This is a genomic window from Bifidobacterium callimiconis (assembly GCF_003952005.1).
Classification (GTDB): Bacteria; Actinomycetota; Actinomycetes; order Actinomycetales; family Bifidobacteriaceae; genus Galliscardovia; species Galliscardovia callimiconis.
The window spans coordinates 264,879-282,232 of sequence record NZ_QXGJ01000003.1 but is presented as its reverse complement, the minus strand read 5'-3'; the positions used below and the strand labels follow the sequence as shown (position 1 = coordinate 282,232).

Here is a 17,354-nt window from a genome sequence, read left to right as displayed (position 1 = left end):
GTTCAGAACGTGCGGCCGAGCTCGCGCGCCTTGTCCAGATACGGCGTGGCGGCCACCTGACCGGGGGCGAAGACGCCGGCGGCCAGCACCGAGCCGCGGATCTTCCATTCGAGGCTCTCGCCGAAGCACATCTTGTAGTAGGCGAGCACGTCCTTGACGAGCACCTCCTCCGGGCTGGCGCCGGCGACCAGCAGCGCGGGCTCCTTGCCGGCCAGATCGTCGTGCGCGTCGAACGGCATGCGGTCCATCACCGCCTTGAGCTGTGCGGAGAACTGCATCCGGTAGGTCGGCGTGGCGATCACGATGCCGTCGGCAGCCTTCATGGCGTCCATCACCTGCGTCATGTCGCCCTCCGGCTGGTCCGGGGCGGTGTACGGCGCGATGTTCATGTCGGCGATCTCGAGTTTCGTCGCGGTGTTGCCGGCCGCCTCGACGCCCTCGATGAATGCGTCGGCGAGCATGTCGGCGTTACCGCCCTTGGTCGGGCTGCCCTGAATGACGAGGATGTGCTTGCTTATGATTGCTCCTTGCGCGAGATTGCGCGGAATCGAATCGACCGGAATCGCTCCGATTCGCAATAGTCGTTTTCTCGAACCATGTCTAGAATACATAAGTACATATACTTTTCAACCTAGGTATAGAAAACTGATTTTTGGAATACGGCGATGTTAGGATGGGGAAACATGAGCGAAAACGTTGGAATCACCGCGCCGACCTGCGCCATCGGCTATGCGTTCAAGGCGATCGAAGGCAAATGGAAACTGCCCGTCATGTACGTTCTGAGCGAACATGGCACGGCGCGATACAACGAGATCAAGCGCGAGCTCGGCATCACCAACATGATGCTCACCAACACATTGCGCGATCTCGAGGAATTCGGGCTGGTCAACCGCGTCCAGTACAACGAGGTGCCGCCGCGCGTCGAATACTCGCTCACCGACAACGGCTACGCGATCATCCCCGCCCTCAAGGAATTCGAAAAATGGGGCCAGCTGCTGCTCGACGCCAAGCCCGAGGCGGAGGAGGGCGAAAACGAAAACGACTGACGGGAATCTGTTTCCGGATTCCCGTCAGTCTCCTTCACATCGGCGGTCATGCCGTTACCGGCCGGCGCGTGGATCGGCCAGTCCGTGGTTCAGTATGGTGAAATTCGTGAAGTAGCGCTCGCCTCCGTCGCCGGTGGGGGGACTGCGCCTCGAAGCCGACGTTCATCCATCGGTCGAACGGCACCGAGCACAGGCGTGACATGAAGTAATGGTCGCCATCGAAGGAATAGTGGATGGAGAATACGTCGCCCGTGCGGGCGAGCTGAAGCCAGACGGCATCGCCGGGCACGGTGACGCCGTAGCAGTCGTCGGAGGTGCCGTTCGTCACCACGGTCACGACCGACTGGAATCCGTAGTCGCCCTGCTCGAAGCACGCCTTGACCCAGTGGGTGTCGTCCTGATAGGCGAAGAGCGCCCCGCCGTCGAATTTGCTCTCGTGGTGCAGCGACACCTTGGCCCTGCAGATGAAATCTCCTTCGGTCGGCTGGTAGGCGAAGGCCGCGTCGGCGATCACGCTGCCGTCGACGGGGTTCACGAAGAAATCCCTGCCCGGCTCGGCCTTCATGGCCAGCACATTGCCCCTGATATCGAATCTGCAGTCTCCCTGAAGCATGATCGCGTTCCTTTCCGGTCGCCGGGATCGTTCGGCGTGCATGGGTGTCCTCCGCCGACGAATCGCGGCGAATGCGACTACCGCCTCAACGGTGGAGAGGCGATCCGTCTGCGGCAGGGCGACGGCGTGTTCGTGAACTCCGAGACGCTGCACTCGGCGGACAACCCCTCGCCGGGAGCCGTCATGAGCTGCGTCACGTTTTCGCCGCTGTTCCTTACCGGGCAGCCTTCCGGCACGATATATGCCGATCACGTGCTGCCGGTGCTGAACCGTCGGTTCGCCGGCATGCGGCTGCAGGCGGACCGGGACGCCGACGTCGTTGAAGAGATACGCGCCATCACGGCATTGGGTGTGGGCGGTGACACGGTGGCGTTGGAATACGTCGAGCATGTGGCGCGACTGTGGCGTCTGGCGCTTGCCGCGTTCGGGCGTCAGACCATCGGGACCGCGGGCGCGATCGAAATGCGTCGCGGACGGCGGATGCGGACCATGCTCGCGTTCATCCAACAGCATTTCGGCGATGACATCGACGTCGCCGAAATCTCCGACAGCGCGGGAATCGGCCGGACCGAATGCTTCCGTCTGTTCAAGCGCCATACGGGCGCTGGCCCGGGCGACTATCTGTTGGCCTACCGGCTGCGTCGGGCGGCCGTGATGCTGGCATCCGGTGGGGGAGGGGTTGCCATCGTCGGACGACGATGCGGGTTTCGGGATGCGAGCTACTTCGGCAAACGATTCAAGGAACGCTATGGCGTCACTCCGGGCGAATACCGTGCCCGGCATCGAACGTGAGACGCGGCCGTCTATCGCTAGCCGAGCAGTACGAACGCCATGGCGATGGTGGCCAGCAGGGTCGCCACGCCGAACGCCGAGAAGATGATGCCTACGGCCGACGTGTAGTTCGGCACCCGCTGCGCGAACGCGTGCGCCGGATTCGCCGGATCGTAGTACACGGGCATCGTGCTGCCCTGCGGCCACAGCTGCTGCGCCATGGTCCGGTAGTTCGTGACCATGCCGGAGCGTATGTGCAGCACGTCCCTGTCCGACACGTAGGCGCCGGAATCCACGTAGGGGTTCAGCGGCGTGATCTTGGAGGTGGTGACGTATCCACGGAACCGGCGGTTGACCTTATAATCCCGGCCATCCACCTGATAGCCGATCACGGGGTAGAACTGGTCCCCGCCGGGGAAACGGTAGTCGATCACCCAGCCGGTGGTCACGGCCGTGCAGCGACGCGCCCTGCCGCGTTGGACGGCGATGACGGCGATGCCGGCGATAAGCAGAGCCAGTCCGGGAAGTCCGAGGGTGGCGAGCATCAGGATTGCGATCTGCGTGTGCGTCATTGCGGTTCCGTTGCCTTCGTTCGTGTGAATGTTGCGGTATATGGGCTAAATCTACTCCGCTGGCTCCGATTCTTCCAGATGCCCCGATCGATTCGAGACTCCGGTCCGTGCTGCATTCGGTTCCGGCTGATCGTCGGTGATGTCGGGCAGAGAGTTGATGAGGTGCGAGACCGTTTCCGGCAGACGGGTGCGGGCGATCCATTGGGCGCCTTCGGTGTTGAATAATGCGTTGGCGTTGGACAGCACGCCGAGAATGCCGTTGGATGCGAAGTCGACGATGAGCTGTTGGCCCGGGTTGAGCAGTTGGCTATCCAGCCCGATCAGGTCCATCCAGATGTCGACGATGAAGTTCTGCAGCTGCTTGGTCAGCCCGGTCGAGCCGTGCGGTCCGGTGATGAGCGAGACCTTGTGTACGCTGCGCTGGTATTGCGGAACGTTGATGAAGTGGCTGTATTCGTGATGCAGGTCGATGTCGTCCGGTTTGCGGATCAGCCGGGTGATGAATGCGATCAGTCCCGCATCCTGATAGATCGAAGCGATAGCGTCGTCGGCCAGTTCGGCGATGTTCGTGTAGTGGTAGTAGAACGCCGTGCGGTTGAGTCCGCTGGTTCGGGTGACGTCGCTGACGGTGATTCTGTCGTATGGTTTTTCCTCCAGCAGCTTCCAGAACGCGTTCTGCATCTTCACGGTCGCCGGCTGTTCGGCAGCTTTCGGTCGTGCCATGATTCGTCTCCTTCTGGCCGTGTGCTTGGCCTTGTTGAAAACTCGACAGCGTGTCAAATGTTGGGGATTTTTATTCGACACTTTGATGAATAAACTCATTGTACGCATAGGCCGGATCCGTACGGTACGTGGATCGCGACACGCTTCACAACAGGTGCAGGAAAAGAGGAAACCATGCGTACGCACATGCAGCGATATGCGAAATACGTCACTCCGCTGGCGGTCATCGTCCTTGTGTCATGCCTTATGACATTGATGTTCTATCCGATGATGAACGCCAATATGAAAGAACTGCCGGTGGCCATTTTGTCCTTGGACGAAGGAGCCAAAACCGCGCAGGGTGATATGAACGTCGGCGACGTGATGGTCGATAAGCTCACCGAATCCGCGAAATCGTCCGACTCCGACGGGCAGGCGGCGATCAAGTGGACTAAGGTCTCCACGCAGAAGGAGCTTGGCGAGGGATTCGATAACCGTGACTACTATGCGGCCATCGTGGTGCCGAAGGACTTCACGGCCAAGCAGATGGCGGCCAAGCAGGCCGCGGTCAAGCAAAACGTCGAATCGGCCACTGCGCTGGCGCAGGTCATGACGCAGGCGCAGACCCAGGCCGCGCAGCAAGGGCTGACCGGTGAGGCTGCGCAGCAGTTCGTTCAGGCCTCCCTGCAGAAGGCCGCGGCGGAGCAGGCCCAGTCCGCAGGCGCTTCGGAAGCGTCGTCGTCCGCCGCAGCCGAGACCGGCGCGAATGTGAAGCTCGTCATCGACAACGCCAAGAGCCCGCTGATCGCCAATCTGCTTAAGCAGAGCGTGCCCGCCATGCTCGAAAGGACCGGCGCCGCGGTGAAGGTTACGGTGCTCAATGAAGGTGACGTGACGACGAACAGCAGTCTGCCCACTGCGGCGATGATGGGTCAGAACGTGCTCATCATGCCTGTCTACATGATGTCGATGCTCGTGTCGTTCCTGGTTGTAGGTGCATTCGCGCGCAAGAACTACGACGATCGAACTCAGCGTTGGGCGACGTTCGGTGGGCAGCTTGCGGCGGCAGCCGTCTGGGCGTTCTGCGTGGCGCTCGGTGCTGATTGCATCTTCGCCATGCTTGGATCCGGGTGGTTGCCTGGTAGCATGCTTGGATTCCTGTGGTTCGCAAGCTTCGCGCTGATGACCCTGTTCCTTGGTCTGATGAACGTCAACAAGTTCCTTGGACTCGGATGCGGCTTACTTGGCTTGGGGCTGGGTATGACCAGTGGCCTGCTGCCGTACGAACTGCTGCCCGAGTTCTGGCAGAACTGGGTGTACGGCTGGGTACCGCAGCATTTCATCGGCGATGGTGTGCGTGCCGTCCTCTACCGTGGTGGCGGCTGGTGGAACGTTGGGTCCGGGCCGTTGCTGATTATCCTGTGCGTTGGTCTGGTGATCTTCGTGTGCGCTGGCCTGCTGCCGCTTGGACGTCACAGGGCGTCTGAGGTCTCTGACAAATGATGACTTGATTCGGACGGGATAAGAGTCCGAGCGCATTCTTGTTCAATTGGGCCATTCCGAGCTTTTCGGAATGGCCCTTTGTGCGAATCGCGGGCTATCTGCCGGAATGGAGGTTCTTGGCAGGGGTTTGCGGATACCTAACCGGCGATATGGAGGTCCTTCGATTTGAAGAACGCTGCAATATGAGGTTGACGGCGGATAGTTTTATTGGAAAACATGCCTGTTATTGCTTGCGTTGTCTGTGGGTCTACTTTTGGGAAGACCTCCTTTTCGGGGGTTAGGTCTGTGCGAGGGGGCGAAAGGACCTCCATTTCGGCAGGTAGCTCCGCCTGGAGACGGCGGTCGGCCGGCAAGTGGGTTTTCGGTTCGGAAAACTCCACAGGTTCGGCCATATTGTAGATTTAATTCCACACTGTGTTGAATAAGATGACTGTCGGTACCGAACGAGCCGGCGCATGACGCGCAGAATGGCAGGCAAGAACAGACACAACGGGCGCGCATGCGACCCGCAACACCGACGAAGGGAATTCATCATGGCATTCCTGCAATTCCACGACGTGGTACGGCAGTACGGCAGCGGCGAATCCGCCGTCAAGGCCCTCGACCACGCGACATTCGACATCGAACAGGGCGAACTCGCCATCATCCTCGGAGCCTCCGGCGCCGGCAAATCCACGGCGCTCAACATCCTCGGCGGCATGGACCGCGCCACCTCCGGCAGCGTGATCCTCGACGGCGTGGACATAACCAAGGCGTCCGAGGCGCAGCTCACCGACTACCGGCGCTTCGACGTGGGCTTCGTGTTCCAGTTCTACAACCTGGTCCCCAACCTCACCGCCCTCGAAAACGTGGAACTCGCCTCCCAGATCTGCCCCAACGCGCTCGACGCCCGCGAAACCCTCAACAAGGTGGGACTGGGCGAACGCCTCGCCAACTTCCCCGCGCAATTGTCCGGCGGCGAGCAGCAGCGCGTGTCCATCGCCCGCGCGCTCGCCAAAAACCCCAAGCTCCTGCTGTGCGACGAGCCGACCGGCGCGCTCGACTACAACACCGGCAAGGAGGTGCTCCAGCTCCTGCAGGACTCCTGCCGCCAGCGCGGCATCACCGTGGCGCTCGTCACCCACAACTCCGCGCTCGCGCCCATGGGCGACCGTCTGATCCGCTTCCGCTCCGGCAAGGTCACCGAGATCACCGCGAACCCGAACCCCACGCCCATCGCCGACATCGAATGGTAGGGGAGAGCCAATCATGACAACGACAGCAACCGCCCCAGCATCGTCGAAGCGGCGTTCCCATCGCACCGCGCAACACCGCACCGCCCTATGGAAGGACGCCTGGCGGGCCATCGCCGTCAACGGCAAACGATTCGCCGCCATCGTGGTGATCTGCGCCGTCGGCGTGATGATGCTCTGCGGCCTCAACGCCGTGGGCCGCGACATCCGCGGCGGCCTCGACGACTTCTTCGACGCCACCCACATGCACGATATCAGCATCGTCTCCACGCTCGGCCTCGACGATGACGACATCGCCGCGTTGCGCAACGTGGACGGCGTGAACAAGGCCGCCGGCGTACGTTCCCAAAGCGTGACCACCAAAGTGGACGGCAGGCAATCATCCGCCACCGTGACCGCGCTCAACGACCAGAAGCTCGACCAGCCGTACCTGTCCGAAGGCCGACTGCCCAATGCCGATCACGAGATCGCCGTCACGCGCCAGTATCTCGACGACAGCGGCAAATCGATCGGCGATACGCTCACGTTTAGTCCCGACAGCACCGGTAGCGTCGCGACCGCCACAGCCTCATCGGACGACAATGGCGACGGTAACGACTCCGGCACCTTCGCCGACGGCAAGTACACGATCGTCGGCGTGGTGATCGACCCGAACGACATCGTCAACCCGTCCGGCCCGCTCGCCCTCGTCTCCGGCGCGAAGACCGTGTATCCGATGTTCGTCGACGACACGTCGCTCAGCGAAACCGGCGCCGACAACCCCTACACGTCCGCCATCATCACCGTGTCCGGCGCGGCCGCGCTTAACACCTACGATGACGATTACCTGACCAAGGTCGATGACGTGCGGCAAAACATCGAACACATCCAGTCCACTCAGGAGCGTCATCGCACCGACACGGTGAAGGCCGCCGCCGTCGACGCCGCGCTCGCCCAGCTCGACGATCAACGGCAGACCATCGCCGCCATGCCCGACGGCAATCCCATGAAGACCGCCGCCGAACAGAAGCTCGACGACGCCGAACAGCAGATCCGCAGCAAGGTCAGCGACGCTATCCCGAATGCCGCATGGATCCTGCGCGACCGCAGCGCCATCACCAGCTACGAGGACGTCAAGACCCAAAGCGCCATGATCACCCGCCTTGGCACGATGTTCCCCGCCCTGTTCCTCATCATCGCGCTGCTCGTGAGCCTCACCGCCATCACGCGCATGGTAGAGGAGGACCGCCAGCTCATCGGCACCTACAAGGCGCTCGGCTACACGCGCGGCGAAACCATGCTCAAATACCTGGTCTACTCGATGGCCGCATGCCTGACCGGCGGCGTGATCGGCGACCTGCTGGGCCTGGCCGGACTGCCGTTCGTGTTCACCCGACGCATGCTGTCGCGCATCTACGTGCTGCCCGAATACCCGCTGCTCGTCAACTGGGCGCTCGCCGTGGATGGCGTGCTGCTGTTCGTGATCGTGATCACCGGCAGCGCCATGGTCGCATGCGGCGGCTCGCTGCGGCTCGACCCGGCCGAACTCATGCGCCCCAAGGCGCCCAAGGCCGGCCGCACGATCTTCCTGCAGCGCATCGGATTCGTATGGAACCACCTGTCGTTCCTCGGCAAGGTGACCGCACGCAACCTGTTCCGCTACAAGAGCCGTGCGCTCATGGTGATCGTCGGCGTGGTGGGATGCACCGCGCTCATGACCGCCGGATTCGGCATGGGCAACTCCGCGCTCACGCTGATGCCCCGCCAATACGGCGAGATCTCCACGTACGACATCATGGCCGTGACCAAGCCGGCCGACCATGACGACGCGCAGAAATCACTCGACGGCAACGACAATGTGACGTCCACGCTGCCGCTGCAGGTGGGGTCGGTCACGCTGTCCGCAGCGCAGGATGGCGACGAGTCCGGTTCGTCGCAGTCCGGTTCCGCCCAGTCCGGTTCGGATTCCAAACTGACCGCACAACTCATGGTCATACCGGACGACGAATCGATCGACGACTACCTTGACCTGCACACCGCCGACGGCACGCCGATCTCGCTGGACAAGACCGGCGTGGCGGTGACCGCCAACGCGGCCAAGACATTCGGCCTATCGTCCGGCGACGGGATCGCCCTGACCGACGCCATGGCCAACACCGCCGACATGACGGTGACCGGCGTGGCCCAGTACTACACCGGCAACGTCGTGGTCATGACGCAGACCGCGTACGAGAAGGCGTTCGACGCCGACATCGCGGTGAATGCCGACCTGATCCGCGCCAAGGGCGACGCCGACGCGAAGATCGCGCTCGCCGACGACCTCGCCGGGCAGGACCAGTACCTGTCGGTGGTCAGCGCGGCCAAGCAGCAGCGCGACTTTGCCAAGAGCTTCGCCATCTTCTTCGTGATGATCGGATTCATCGTGGTCATGGCCGCCATCCTCGCGGTGGTGGTGCTCTACACGCTCGCCTCCACGAACATCTCCGAACGCGAGCGCGAACTCGCCACCATCAAGGTGCTCGGCTTCCGCAGGCGCGAGGTGCACGGCTACGTGAACAAGGAGATGATGCTGCTCAGCGCCATCGGCATCGTGATCGGTCTGCCGTGCGGGCGCGCGCTGCTCGGATTCCTGGTGAGCAGGCTCGACCTGCCGGGCATGAACATCGTGCCCAACGTGCAGTGGTTCTGCTATGCGGCGGCCGCGGCGCTGGCGTTCCTGTTCACCGTGCTGGTGAGCCGTGCCACCAACCGCTCTCTCGACCGCATCGACATGGTCGGCGCGCTCAAGAGCCCCGAGTGATCGATTTGCTCCTGTGACTATACGGCTGTGCGGCACGGTCGCCGCCATGCCCGGAATGAATGTCCGGGCATGGCCGGCCGACATTGGACGGTATACCGTTCGGTGGGTAATGGGATCACAACCGCGTGGCCGAGATCGCCGAGCGTCGCGGCACCTCCATGACTACCGTGGAGCTCAAGCTCACCGACGAGGAGATCGCCTACCTCGAGGAGCCGTACGTGCCCTCGCCCTCGTCGGCGTCATGGCCATCAACCACTGAGTCCCGCGGTGCGTATCGCCTGTGTACACAAGGCGTATGCCGAGACAAAGTCGTGGCATACGCCGGACCCCTCTAATGGATACGGGCATATGCATGGCAAAACGGTGACATTTGGATCTATATATAGAGATAAAGTCATATAAATTTCGATATGATGGGAGTAATCGATCTATTGATGTCAGGTGTCTGAGGGGTCGCTATGAACACTGATTTTCTCGAGGGACTGCCATTGCACGCGTTGAATCCGTTCATGCCCGGCGCCGGCAAGCAGCCTCCGGAACTGGTCGGTCGCACACATGATCTTGAGCTTATGGATCGAATGATCGCCCGCACCAGACTCGGTCTGCTGGACCGAGGGATCATCTACAGCGGACTGCGGGGTATGGGCAAGACGGTACTGTTGCTCAAACTCAATGACATGGCCTTCGAGCAGGGCATGGTTACGGTGCAGATTGAAGCAAATGGCGATGCTGAAGCGGAATACGACGAACTGATGCACGAACTGTCGCTGTCGATCATGCGTATCAGAAAGCCCGACATCAGGCAACGGCTGGCGGATGTGTTCTCGCATGTGGAGTCGATATCGTTGGATTTCGTGCTCGGTTCGGCAAAGGTCGAATTGCGTGGTCCGGATGCGGCGGAACGATCGGTCCGAGCCTCCTCATACCGGCTGGAACTGCTGATCGAAGGCCTTGCCGCGGAGCTTGGGAACAATGGTCTGGGATTGTTCCTGTTCGTGGACGAGTTCCAGGACATGTCCGCTGACGTGATGATGACGTTGATCACCGTGCAGCATAAAACGGGGCAGCGCAATCTTCCGTTCTATGTGATCGGGGCAGGTCTGCCGAATCTGCCGGGCGTGCTGACCAAGACCCGCTCCTATGCCGAGCGACTGTTCGAATATCGTGTGATCGGACGTCTGGATGCCGAGGCCGTGGCCGATGGCTTCCAAAAGCCGGCACATGAACTCGGCTATGCGTTCGATCATGAGGCATTGTCTCGTCTAGTCGAATTGTCAAACGGATATCCGTATTTCATTCAGGCATACGGCAAGGCGACATGGGACGCCTCGGACTCCAATCCGATTGCCGTCGACGCCGTGAAACGAGGCGAACCGGTTGCCCGTGCCGAACTGGATCAGGGGCTGTACGTATCCCGTTGGCAGCGGGCCACTCCCTTGGGACGAGAGTACCTTGCCGCAATGGCCGCGATCGGCGAGACATGTACGTCATCGCAGGTCGCCAAACATATGAATCGCAGCGTCTCCGATCTGTCATCGATCCGCTTGGCGCTTATCGAACTGGGATTGGTGTATTCGCCGGAACGCGGCCGAATCGCATTCACCGTGCCGGGTATGGACGAGTTCATTCGTCGTGTCATGCCTGCGGAAGTCCAGTCCTATGACGGGCGGTCGTGAATCCTGCCGCGATGGCGTGACGGAACGTGACATGTCCGGCAGCATTCGCGTAGTAGCTGGGCCGCCGCCCCATGCTGTTTTGTCTTCGGCCGTCTTATCGGAGACTTCCGGAAAGGGGGTCGCGCGCGTTTCCGGTCGGGGGGTATTTCGTATGGTGAGGGGATGACGTTACCTGTTACCTCATGTCCGGTCGATTCGGGCGGTTTCATCGGCGCCATCTCCCAGTGGCTGGTCGGCCTGATGAGCACGATGGGCGGCTTCGGCGCCGGATTCGCCGTGTTCCTTGAGAACCTGTTCCCTCCGATTCCCAGCGAGGTGATCCTGCCGCTGGCCGGACTCACCGCGGCTCAAGGTCATATGGGCCTGGCCGAGGCGATTATCGGCGCCACCTGCGGTTCGGTCGCCGGCGCGCTTGCGTTGTATGGCATCGCTCGGGCGGTGGGTGCGGAGCGCATCCGCCGCCTGTTCGACCGCATGCCGCTGACCGACGCCTCCGACATCGACAAGGCGAACGAATGGTTCGCCCGTTATGGATCCGTCTCGATTCTTGTCGGTCGTGTGATTCCGGTGGTACGCAGTCTGATCTCCATCCCCGCGGGCATCGTCAAGACCAATCCGCTGCGGTTCACGCTGCTGACCGCGATCGGCTCGGCCGTGTGGAACACGTTCCTGGTGATGGCCGGCTATCTGCTTGGCGGCCAGTGGTGCGGCATCCTCACGATCCTCGACCGTCTCGAATATGTGGTGATCGTGGCCGCGGTCGTGTTCGTCGTCTGGTATGTAGCCCGCAAACTGCGCACCCGTCGCGGCCGGCACGCCCGCAAGTAGTCGGCTGACGGCTCGGTGGTATGCACAAGGGCGATTCTTCGGCCATTATGGTGGCTATCTCGCGATTTGGAGGTTCTTGCGGCGTTGTGCAGCCATCTATCCTCCGATTTGGAGGTCCTTCCTCCGGTAGCAGGCCTTACCGAGATGCTACCTAGGGATAGTTTTCCAGCGAAAGCTATCTGAACTGTTTCGCTATGCGAGCGGTGCTATTTGGGCAAGGGCCTCCAAATCGGAGGATAGGTCCCGAACCATCCTCCGATCAACTACACGACTCGTAGATAGCCCTGCATTTTCCCGTGCCGGGTCGCTCTCCTGAGCTTCTTGGTCTCTTCTCAGCTTTATTTTTCACTACCGGCCGTGTGCCTGCGGCAGAAGATGACGGCCATGGCCAGACCGACCACGGTGAGACCCACCATGGCGAGGAAAGCGATGCTCGCGCCATGTGGATCGTCGCCGCACGCCACCATGACCGCCACGAAGACGGCCGAACCGAGCGCGCCGGCGATGGTGCGCAGTGAGGTGAGCAGGGCGCTGGCGTCACTGGCATACCGGCGCTCCACCGAGGCCAGACCCCATGTGGCGGCCGGCATCATCACCATGGAGACGCCGAGCGAACGCACCGCGAACACCACGGCGATCCACCACACCGGCGTGGACTCGGTGAGGAACCCGAACGGCAGCATGGTCACGGCCAGCAGCGTCATGCCGCCGATGGCCAGCGGGCGGATGCCGAACCGGTCGAACACCCGACCCGTGATCGGGCTCGTCAGCGCCATGACCAGCGAGCCGGGCAGCATGGCGAGCGCGGAGACGGTGACCGACGCCCCGGCCATGCGCTGCATGTAGATCGGCAGGATCGTGGAGCCGGCGATCAGCACCGCGTAGAGGAACATGCTGAGCAGCACCGCCACGGTGAAGTCGCGCGTGGCGAAGATGCGCAGTTCGAGGAACGGCCTCTCGATGTGGAACTGGCGTACGGCGAATACGGCAAGGCACGCCACGCCCAGTGCGAGCGCGCCCGCCACGTTGAGGCCGAGGAACGGCTTGACGCCAAGGTTGCTGGAGCCGAGCTGGAGTCCCACGAATCCGAACGCGCACAGGATGAACGACAGGATGTCGAGTCGCGCGTCGGCGGTGGTCTCCAGCACGTTGCGCATGACCGGCAGGGCAAACAGGAGCACGATCACGGAGATGCCGCCGGACGCCCAGAAGATCGACTGCCAGCCCCAATGGTCGACCATGATGCCGGAGATGGTGGGCGCGATCACGGGTGCGGCGCTCACGGCCAGCCCGTAGGTGCCCATGGCCGCGCCCACACCGGCGCGCGCGTACAGGGCGAGGATGATGACCTGCGTCATGGACAGCGAGATGCCCGAGCCAAGCGCTTGGATCACGCGGGCGATCATGAGCATGGCGAAGTTGGTGGAGACGGCCGCGGTCAGCAGACCCGCGGCAAACATGGCGAGACCGACGAGGAACAGCGGCTTGGTGGGGAAGCGCTTCATCAGGAACGCGGTGGCGGGGATGATCACGCCCATGGCGAGCGAGAATCCGCTGGTCAGCCAGTTGCCCAGCACGGCGGAGATGTCGAGCCCGGTCATGATGGCGGGCAACGCGGTGGTGAGCGACGTCTGCGCGAACGCGCCGGCGATGCACGCGGCGAGCAGTACCGAGAAGATCAGCGTGCGCTGACGGTCGGTGATGTCGGGCTCCTGTTGCGCTGCGCTCGTGTCGTTTGCGCCGCTTGCGTCGGTCGTCATGATTCCGGTCCCTCCTCGTTCCTTATGGTCTTTCGTTTGCCGCCGGCGTCGTGCCGATGCCGGTCAGGCGTTCGTCTTCGGACGTTCCCTAACGAAGAACGACAGCACGAACGCGGCCAACGCTACGCCGGTGGACACCACGAACACCATATCCACGCCGTGCGCGAGACCGGCCTGTGCGGATCCCGCCTGCGCGGCAGGCAGCGTGTTCATGGTCATGATCGTGAAGTACAGGGCGATGCCGATGGCGGCCATCGTCTGGCGCAGTGTGTTGTTCATGGCCGTGCCGTGGGGAATGAGCGGACCGGTCAGCTGGTTGAGTGCGGTGGTGGTCAGCGGCATCAGACAGAACGCCACGCCGGCCATCATCAGCGTGAAGAACACGGCCGGATACCATGCCGGCGTGTCCGCTCCCATGCGCGACAGCGCGAACGCCGAGGCGGCGACCAGCGCGATCGCGGGCGGCGCGAGCCTGTGGATGCCGAAGCGGTCGAACAGCTTGCCGGCGATCGGGTTGAATACACCTTCGGCCACGCCGCCGCCCATGAGCAGCAGGCCGGACTGCAGCGCGGTCATGCCGAGCGAATTCTGGATGTACATGGGCAGGATGTTCATCGTCGTGATGAACGTGACGAACACCAGTACCACCACGATCATCGACAGGCTGAACATCGGGCGGGAGAACACACGGAAGTTGAGCATCGGCTGCTTGAGACGCAGCTGCCGGCCGATGAACACGCACAATGCCACGGCGCCCATGATGAGCGAGCCCAGCGTCTCGCGTGCCGTCCAGCCCTCCTGACCGGCGAGGCTGAAGCCGAGCAGCAGACCGCCGAAGCCCAGTGTGGACAGGATGATCGACGGGATGTCGATGCTTGGATTGGTCTGTCTGGTCACGTTCCTCACCGTGGGGATGGCGGCGGCGAGCACGGCCACGGCGATCACGATCAACGGTACGAACAGGAACCGCCACGGCAGGAAGTCGATGATCAGGCCGGACAGCGTGGGGCCGAGCGCCGGGGCGAACGCGATCACCAGGCCGAACCAGCCCATCGCCGTGCCGCGCTTCTCCGGCGGGAACGTGAGGAACAGCACGGTCTGCAGCAGCGGCATGAGGATGCCGGCGCCGCACGCCTGCAGCACGCGGCCGGCGAGCAGCACCCAGAATCCGGGGGCCGCCGTGCACACGACCGTGCCGAACAGGAACATGCCCACCGCGTAGAAGAACAGTTGCCGCGTGGTGAACTTCTGGATCAGGAACGCGGTGATCGGGATCATGATGCCGTTGGTGAGCATGAATCCGGTGCTCAGCCACTGGGCGGTGTTGCTGGTGATGCCGAACTCGCGCATCAGATGCGGCAGGGCCGACGTCATCAGCGTCTGGTTGAGGATGGCGGTGAACGAGCCGACCATCATGATGATGATCGGCAGGATCGGATGCTTTCCGGTTTTTTCGGGCTTTTCCGATCGCTTGGTTTCGGGCATGGCTGGCATGGTAGGGCACCTCGCAGATATCTCATGATCGGAATCCAGCCGATTTCGGTCGTCATGCGATGCCACCGTGATTCGTCCGTCTCCGCGTGCCGGTGCGATGCCGGGCGAATGCGGATGGCGCGGCGAAGAAATCCTGACACTGATGGTCAGACACGGATGGAAGACGTAGCCCCCGCGAGGATTCCCCGTATAAAATCCGCGTATCAGTCTATCGATGCCGCGGACAAGCGCTTGCGAGGGCGGCTATTCCCCTTTCCCTAGGTGCTTCGCGCTCGCGGCAGACATCTATCTTCGCTTCCCTAGGCACTTGCGTCAGTAGATGACATTATGGGATCGGAGAATCGCTGTTGATGCGTGACGGTTTTCGGCACTTTTATGATGAAAACTGCCTAATCGTGCTGGCGTCTATTTTGGGAAGCACCTAGGGAGCGAGGGGTAGACCATTGCCGGCAAGCGGAAGTACCTAGCGAACGCAGGATAGGCCCTGGACGGGTCTCGGGATACGACTGTCCAATCGACGATGGATAATGAAACCGATTTCATAACTCGGGAGTCCGGCCCATGAGCATGGAAGCCATGCGGATCCGCGACCACCCAATGAGGATCACTGAAAGAAAGGCATGATCATGTCAGCAAACAGCAGTGCGAACGGCAGCATCGCAGGCGGCGCCGGCAAGCCCACCCGCACCGACATGCTCGCACATATGGGCAGCATCCAGCAGGCCGCTTACGTGCGTCCGATCGAATACCAGGAGGGCCGTGCCCACGGCCTGCGCGCCATCGAGGTGAAGAACGGGCCGCTGCGCTTTATGTCCATGGCTGACCGTGCGCTGGATGTGGCGCAGATCGAGTACCGTGGCGAGAACCTCACGTTCCTGTCCAAGCCCGGGCTCAACGGGCGCAACCAGTTCGACACCAACGGTCTGGAGGCGCAGCGCTCAATCATGGGCGGCCTGTTCTTCACCTGCGGGTTCGAGAACATCTGCGCGCCGTACGTCACGCCCGAGGGAAGCGACTACCCGGCCGGCAGCTATCCGATGCACGGCCGCATCCGCACCACGCCCGCCGAGCACGTCTGCTCCGACGCCCACTGGAACGAGAATGGCGACTACGTGCTGGAGCTGAGCGGCGAGATGCGCGAGGCCGAACTGTTCGGCGAGAACATGGTGCTTCGCCGTCGGATCACCAGCGTCTACGGCACGCCGTCCATCACGGTCGAGGACGAGGTGACCAACGAGTCCTTCCGCAACGAGCCGCTGATGTGGATGTACCACTGCAACTTCGGCTGGCCGCTGCTGAACGACGGCGCCCAGGTGATCATCCCGAGCCGTAAGGCCACACCGCGCGACGAAACCACCGCCGCCGACACCACGCCGTGGAGCGAGATCGGCGCGCCCGAGGCCAACAAGCCGGAAAGCGTGTACCTGCACGATCTGGCCGCCGACGCCAACGGCCGCAGCTTCGCCGCCGTGGTGAACCGCGCCCTCGGTCTCGGCGTCGTCATCGACTTCGCCGCCAAGGACTTCCCGTACTTCATGGAATGGAAGTCGATGGGCTCCGGCGACTACGTGGTCGGCCTCGAGCCGTCGAACTCCAGCGTGCACGGCCGCGGCTGGCATGAGAAGCGCGGCGACCTGCACATGATCGCCCCGCAGACCAGCGAGCGTAAGACCGTCACCTTCACCGTAATCGAGGGCAGCGAGGCTATCGACGCGATCATCGCCCGCCGCGACGCCCTGCTCGCGTAGCGCTTCGACGTTCTTCTACTTGGCGAGCCACTGCGCGTAGCGTGCGGCGGCTTCGTCGATCTGCGCGTCGGTCTGCTCGGGCGTGCAGCCGTACACGGCGAACGGCTCGCCCCAGCTGCCCTCCACGTATTCCGCGGTGATGCGCATGGGATTGAGCACCTCGTCGATGGTGGCGCGGAACTTGCCCTCGGGCGTGTACTCGTCGGCCGTGCTGCCGCAGCTCACCGCGCATCGGAACTCCTTGCCCACGAGCTTGTCTCCGCCGGGGCCATACGCCCAGCCGAAGGCGAGCACGTCATCCTCCCACTGCTTGAGCAGCGCGGGGGAGGAGTACCAGTACATGGGGAACTGCCAGACGATGCGGTCCGCCTTGAGCAGTGCGGCCTGCTCGGCGGCAACGTCGATCGCCGTGGCGCCCGGATGCGGGCCGGCCGCCGGATACGTCGCATACTCGTCCACCACGGTCACATTGCCCACCGTGCGCGCGGCCGCGGCCAGCGCCTTGTTGACGCGCGACGCGCCCTCAAGATCCGGGTGAAACACCAGCACCAGCGTCTTCACAGGCGCGGTGAGGGACGGGTTCCCGTTCGTCGTGGTTGCTGCGTTTGCTGCGGTTTCGGCCATATCTGC

General features: G+C 62.6%; 16 protein-coding genes. 9 read left to right on the top strand and 7 right to left on the bottom strand.

All coding sequences use genetic code 11. The features are described 5' to 3' along the window. Positions 1–2: 2 nt before the first annotated feature. The gene (locus D2E23_RS04560) at positions 3–578 is read right to left on the bottom strand and encodes a flavodoxin family protein (RefSeq protein ID WP_164520672.1); all 576 of its coding nucleotides are present in this window, start codon (positions 576–578) and stop codon (positions 3–5) included. A gap of 105 nt (positions 579–683) precedes the next feature. Between D2E23_RS04560 and D2E23_RS04555 the strand changes: the two genes are divergently transcribed. After that, on the top strand, positions 684–1,046 hold the full coding sequence (locus tag D2E23_RS04555) for a winged helix-turn-helix transcriptional regulator (RefSeq protein ID WP_126029795.1): 363 nt from the start codon (positions 684–686) through the stop codon (positions 1,044–1,046). 46 nt (positions 1,047–1,092) lie between these two features. On the opposite strand, the gene D2E23_RS11580 is transcribed toward D2E23_RS04555, so the two are convergent. Next, positions 1,093–1,659 (bottom strand): DUF1349 domain-containing protein, encoded by a 567-nt coding sequence (locus D2E23_RS11580; protein WP_164520671.1) that lies wholly within the window; start codon positions 1,657–1,659, stop codon positions 1,093–1,095. Between the two features lie 36 nt (positions 1,660–1,695). Here D2E23_RS11580 and D2E23_RS11575 point away from each other — a divergent pair, with 36 nt between their 5' ends. After that, positions 1,696–2,451 carry a helix-turn-helix transcriptional regulator gene (locus D2E23_RS11575; protein ID WP_164520670.1) on the top strand — a complete coding sequence of 252 codons (756 nt, stop codon included), beginning with the start codon at positions 1,696–1,698 and terminating at the stop codon, positions 2,449–2,451. A 17-nt stretch (positions 2,452–2,468) separates the two neighbouring features. On the opposite strand, the gene D2E23_RS04545 is transcribed toward D2E23_RS11575, so the two are convergent. Continuing rightward, the gene (locus tag D2E23_RS04545; protein WP_126029793.1) at positions 2,469–3,002 is read right to left on the bottom strand and encodes a DUF3592 domain-containing protein; all 534 of its coding nucleotides are present in this window, start codon (positions 3,000–3,002) and stop codon (positions 2,469–2,471) included. A gap of 51 nt (positions 3,003–3,053) precedes the next feature. Beyond that, positions 3,054–3,725: a TetR/AcrR family transcriptional regulator gene (locus D2E23_RS04540; RefSeq protein ID WP_164520669.1), complete on the bottom strand. Its 672-nt coding sequence runs from the start codon at positions 3,723–3,725 to the stop codon at positions 3,054–3,056. Between the two features lie 174 nt (positions 3,726–3,899). Here D2E23_RS04540 and D2E23_RS04535 point away from each other — a divergent pair, with 174 nt between their 5' ends. The 6 genes from D2E23_RS04535 (at position 3,900) to D2E23_RS04510 (ending at position 11,722) form a co-directional block, all read left to right on the top strand. Further along, complete coding sequence (locus D2E23_RS04535; RefSeq protein WP_126029791.1) at positions 3,900–5,207, top strand: YhgE/Pip domain-containing protein; 1,308 nt, start codon at positions 3,900–3,902, stop codon at positions 5,205–5,207. A gap of 533 nt (positions 5,208–5,740) precedes the next feature. After that, positions 5,741–6,442, top strand: coding sequence for an ABC transporter ATP-binding protein (locus D2E23_RS04530; RefSeq protein ID WP_126029790.1), 702 nt, complete (start codon positions 5,741–5,743; stop codon positions 6,440–6,442). Positions 6,443–6,455: 13 nt separating this feature from the next. After that, positions 6,456–9,218: an ABC transporter permease gene (locus tag D2E23_RS04525; RefSeq protein WP_126029789.1), complete on the top strand. Its 2,763-nt coding sequence runs from the start codon at positions 6,456–6,458 to the stop codon at positions 9,216–9,218. Between the two features lie 125 nt (positions 9,219–9,343). Beyond that, positions 9,344–9,553, top strand: a complete 210-nt coding sequence (locus D2E23_RS04520; RefSeq protein WP_126029788.1) for a hypothetical protein — start codon at positions 9,344–9,346, stop codon at positions 9,551–9,553. Between the two features lie 123 nt (positions 9,554–9,676). Further along, entirely contained in the window at positions 9,677–10,894 is a 1,218-nt protein-coding gene (locus D2E23_RS04515) for an ATP-binding protein (RefSeq protein ID WP_126029787.1), read from the top strand. A 162-nt stretch (positions 10,895–11,056) separates the two neighbouring features. Beyond that, complete coding sequence (locus D2E23_RS04510) at positions 11,057–11,722, top strand: DedA family protein (RefSeq protein WP_126029786.1); 666 nt, start codon at positions 11,057–11,059, stop codon at positions 11,720–11,722. Positions 11,723–12,060: 338 nt separating this feature from the next. Here D2E23_RS04510 and D2E23_RS04505 read toward each other — a convergent pair whose 3' ends face one another. Next, positions 12,061–13,482 (bottom strand): DHA2 family efflux MFS transporter permease subunit, encoded by a 1,422-nt coding sequence (locus tag D2E23_RS04505; protein ID WP_126029785.1) that lies wholly within the window; start codon positions 13,480–13,482, stop codon positions 12,061–12,063. A 63-nt stretch (positions 13,483–13,545) separates the two neighbouring features. After that, positions 13,546–14,976 carry an MDR family MFS transporter gene (locus tag D2E23_RS04500; protein WP_206431991.1) on the bottom strand — a complete coding sequence of 477 codons (1,431 nt, stop codon included), beginning with the start codon at positions 14,974–14,976 and terminating at the stop codon, positions 13,546–13,548. A gap of 626 nt (positions 14,977–15,602) precedes the next feature. Here D2E23_RS04500 and D2E23_RS04495 point away from each other — a divergent pair. Beyond that, positions 15,603–16,724: an aldose 1-epimerase family protein gene (locus D2E23_RS04495; protein ID WP_126029784.1), complete on the top strand. Its 1,122-nt coding sequence runs from the start codon at positions 15,603–15,605 to the stop codon at positions 16,722–16,724. A gap of 15 nt (positions 16,725–16,739) precedes the next feature. On the opposite strand, the gene D2E23_RS04490 is transcribed toward D2E23_RS04495, so the two are convergent. Then, positions 16,740–17,348: an NAD(P)H-dependent oxidoreductase gene (locus tag D2E23_RS04490; protein ID WP_126029783.1), complete on the bottom strand. Its 609-nt coding sequence runs from the start codon at positions 17,346–17,348 to the stop codon at positions 16,740–16,742. Positions 17,349–17,354 lie beyond the last annotated feature (6 nt).

Bases quoted from the DNA above. Each gene is read 5' to 3' on its own strand.
- D2E23_RS04555 (WP_126029795.1), top strand. From the start codon at position 684: ATGAGCGAAAACGTTGGAATCACCGCGCCGACCTGCGCCATCGGCTAT.
- D2E23_RS11580 (WP_164520671.1), bottom strand. From the start codon at position 1,659: ATGCTTCAGGGAGACTGCAGATTCGATATCAGGGGCAATGTGCTGGCC.
- D2E23_RS04545 (WP_126029793.1), bottom strand. From the start codon at position 3,002: ATGACGCACACGCAGATCGCAATCCTGATGCTCGCCACCCTCGGACTT.
- D2E23_RS04540 (WP_164520669.1), bottom strand. From the start codon at position 3,725: ATGGCACGACCGAAAGCTGCCGAACAGCCGGCGACCGTGAAGATGCAG.
- D2E23_RS04535 (WP_126029791.1), top strand. From the start codon at position 3,900: ATGCGTACGCACATGCAGCGATATGCGAAATACGTCACTCCGCTGGCG.
- D2E23_RS04530 (WP_126029790.1), top strand. From the start codon at position 5,741: ATGGCATTCCTGCAATTCCACGACGTGGTACGGCAGTACGGCAGCGGC.
- D2E23_RS04525 (WP_126029789.1), top strand. From the start codon at position 6,456: ATGACAACGACAGCAACCGCCCCAGCATCGTCGAAGCGGCGTTCCCAT.
- D2E23_RS04515 (WP_126029787.1), top strand. From the start codon at position 9,677: ATGAACACTGATTTTCTCGAGGGACTGCCATTGCACGCGTTGAATCCG.
- D2E23_RS04510 (WP_126029786.1), top strand. From the start codon at position 11,057: ATGACGTTACCTGTTACCTCATGTCCGGTCGATTCGGGCGGTTTCATC.
- D2E23_RS04505 (WP_126029785.1), bottom strand. From the start codon at position 13,482: ATGACGACCGACGCAAGCGGCGCAAACGACACGAGCGCAGCGCAACAG.
- D2E23_RS04500 (WP_206431991.1), bottom strand. From the start codon at position 14,976: ATGCCAGCCATGCCCGAAACCAAGCGATCGGAAAAGCCCGAAAAAACC.
- D2E23_RS04495 (WP_126029784.1), top strand. From the start codon at position 15,603: ATGTCAGCAAACAGCAGTGCGAACGGCAGCATCGCAGGCGGCGCCGGC.
- D2E23_RS04490 (WP_126029783.1), bottom strand. From the start codon at position 17,348: ATGGCCGAAACCGCAGCAAACGCAGCAACCACGACGAACGGGAACCCG.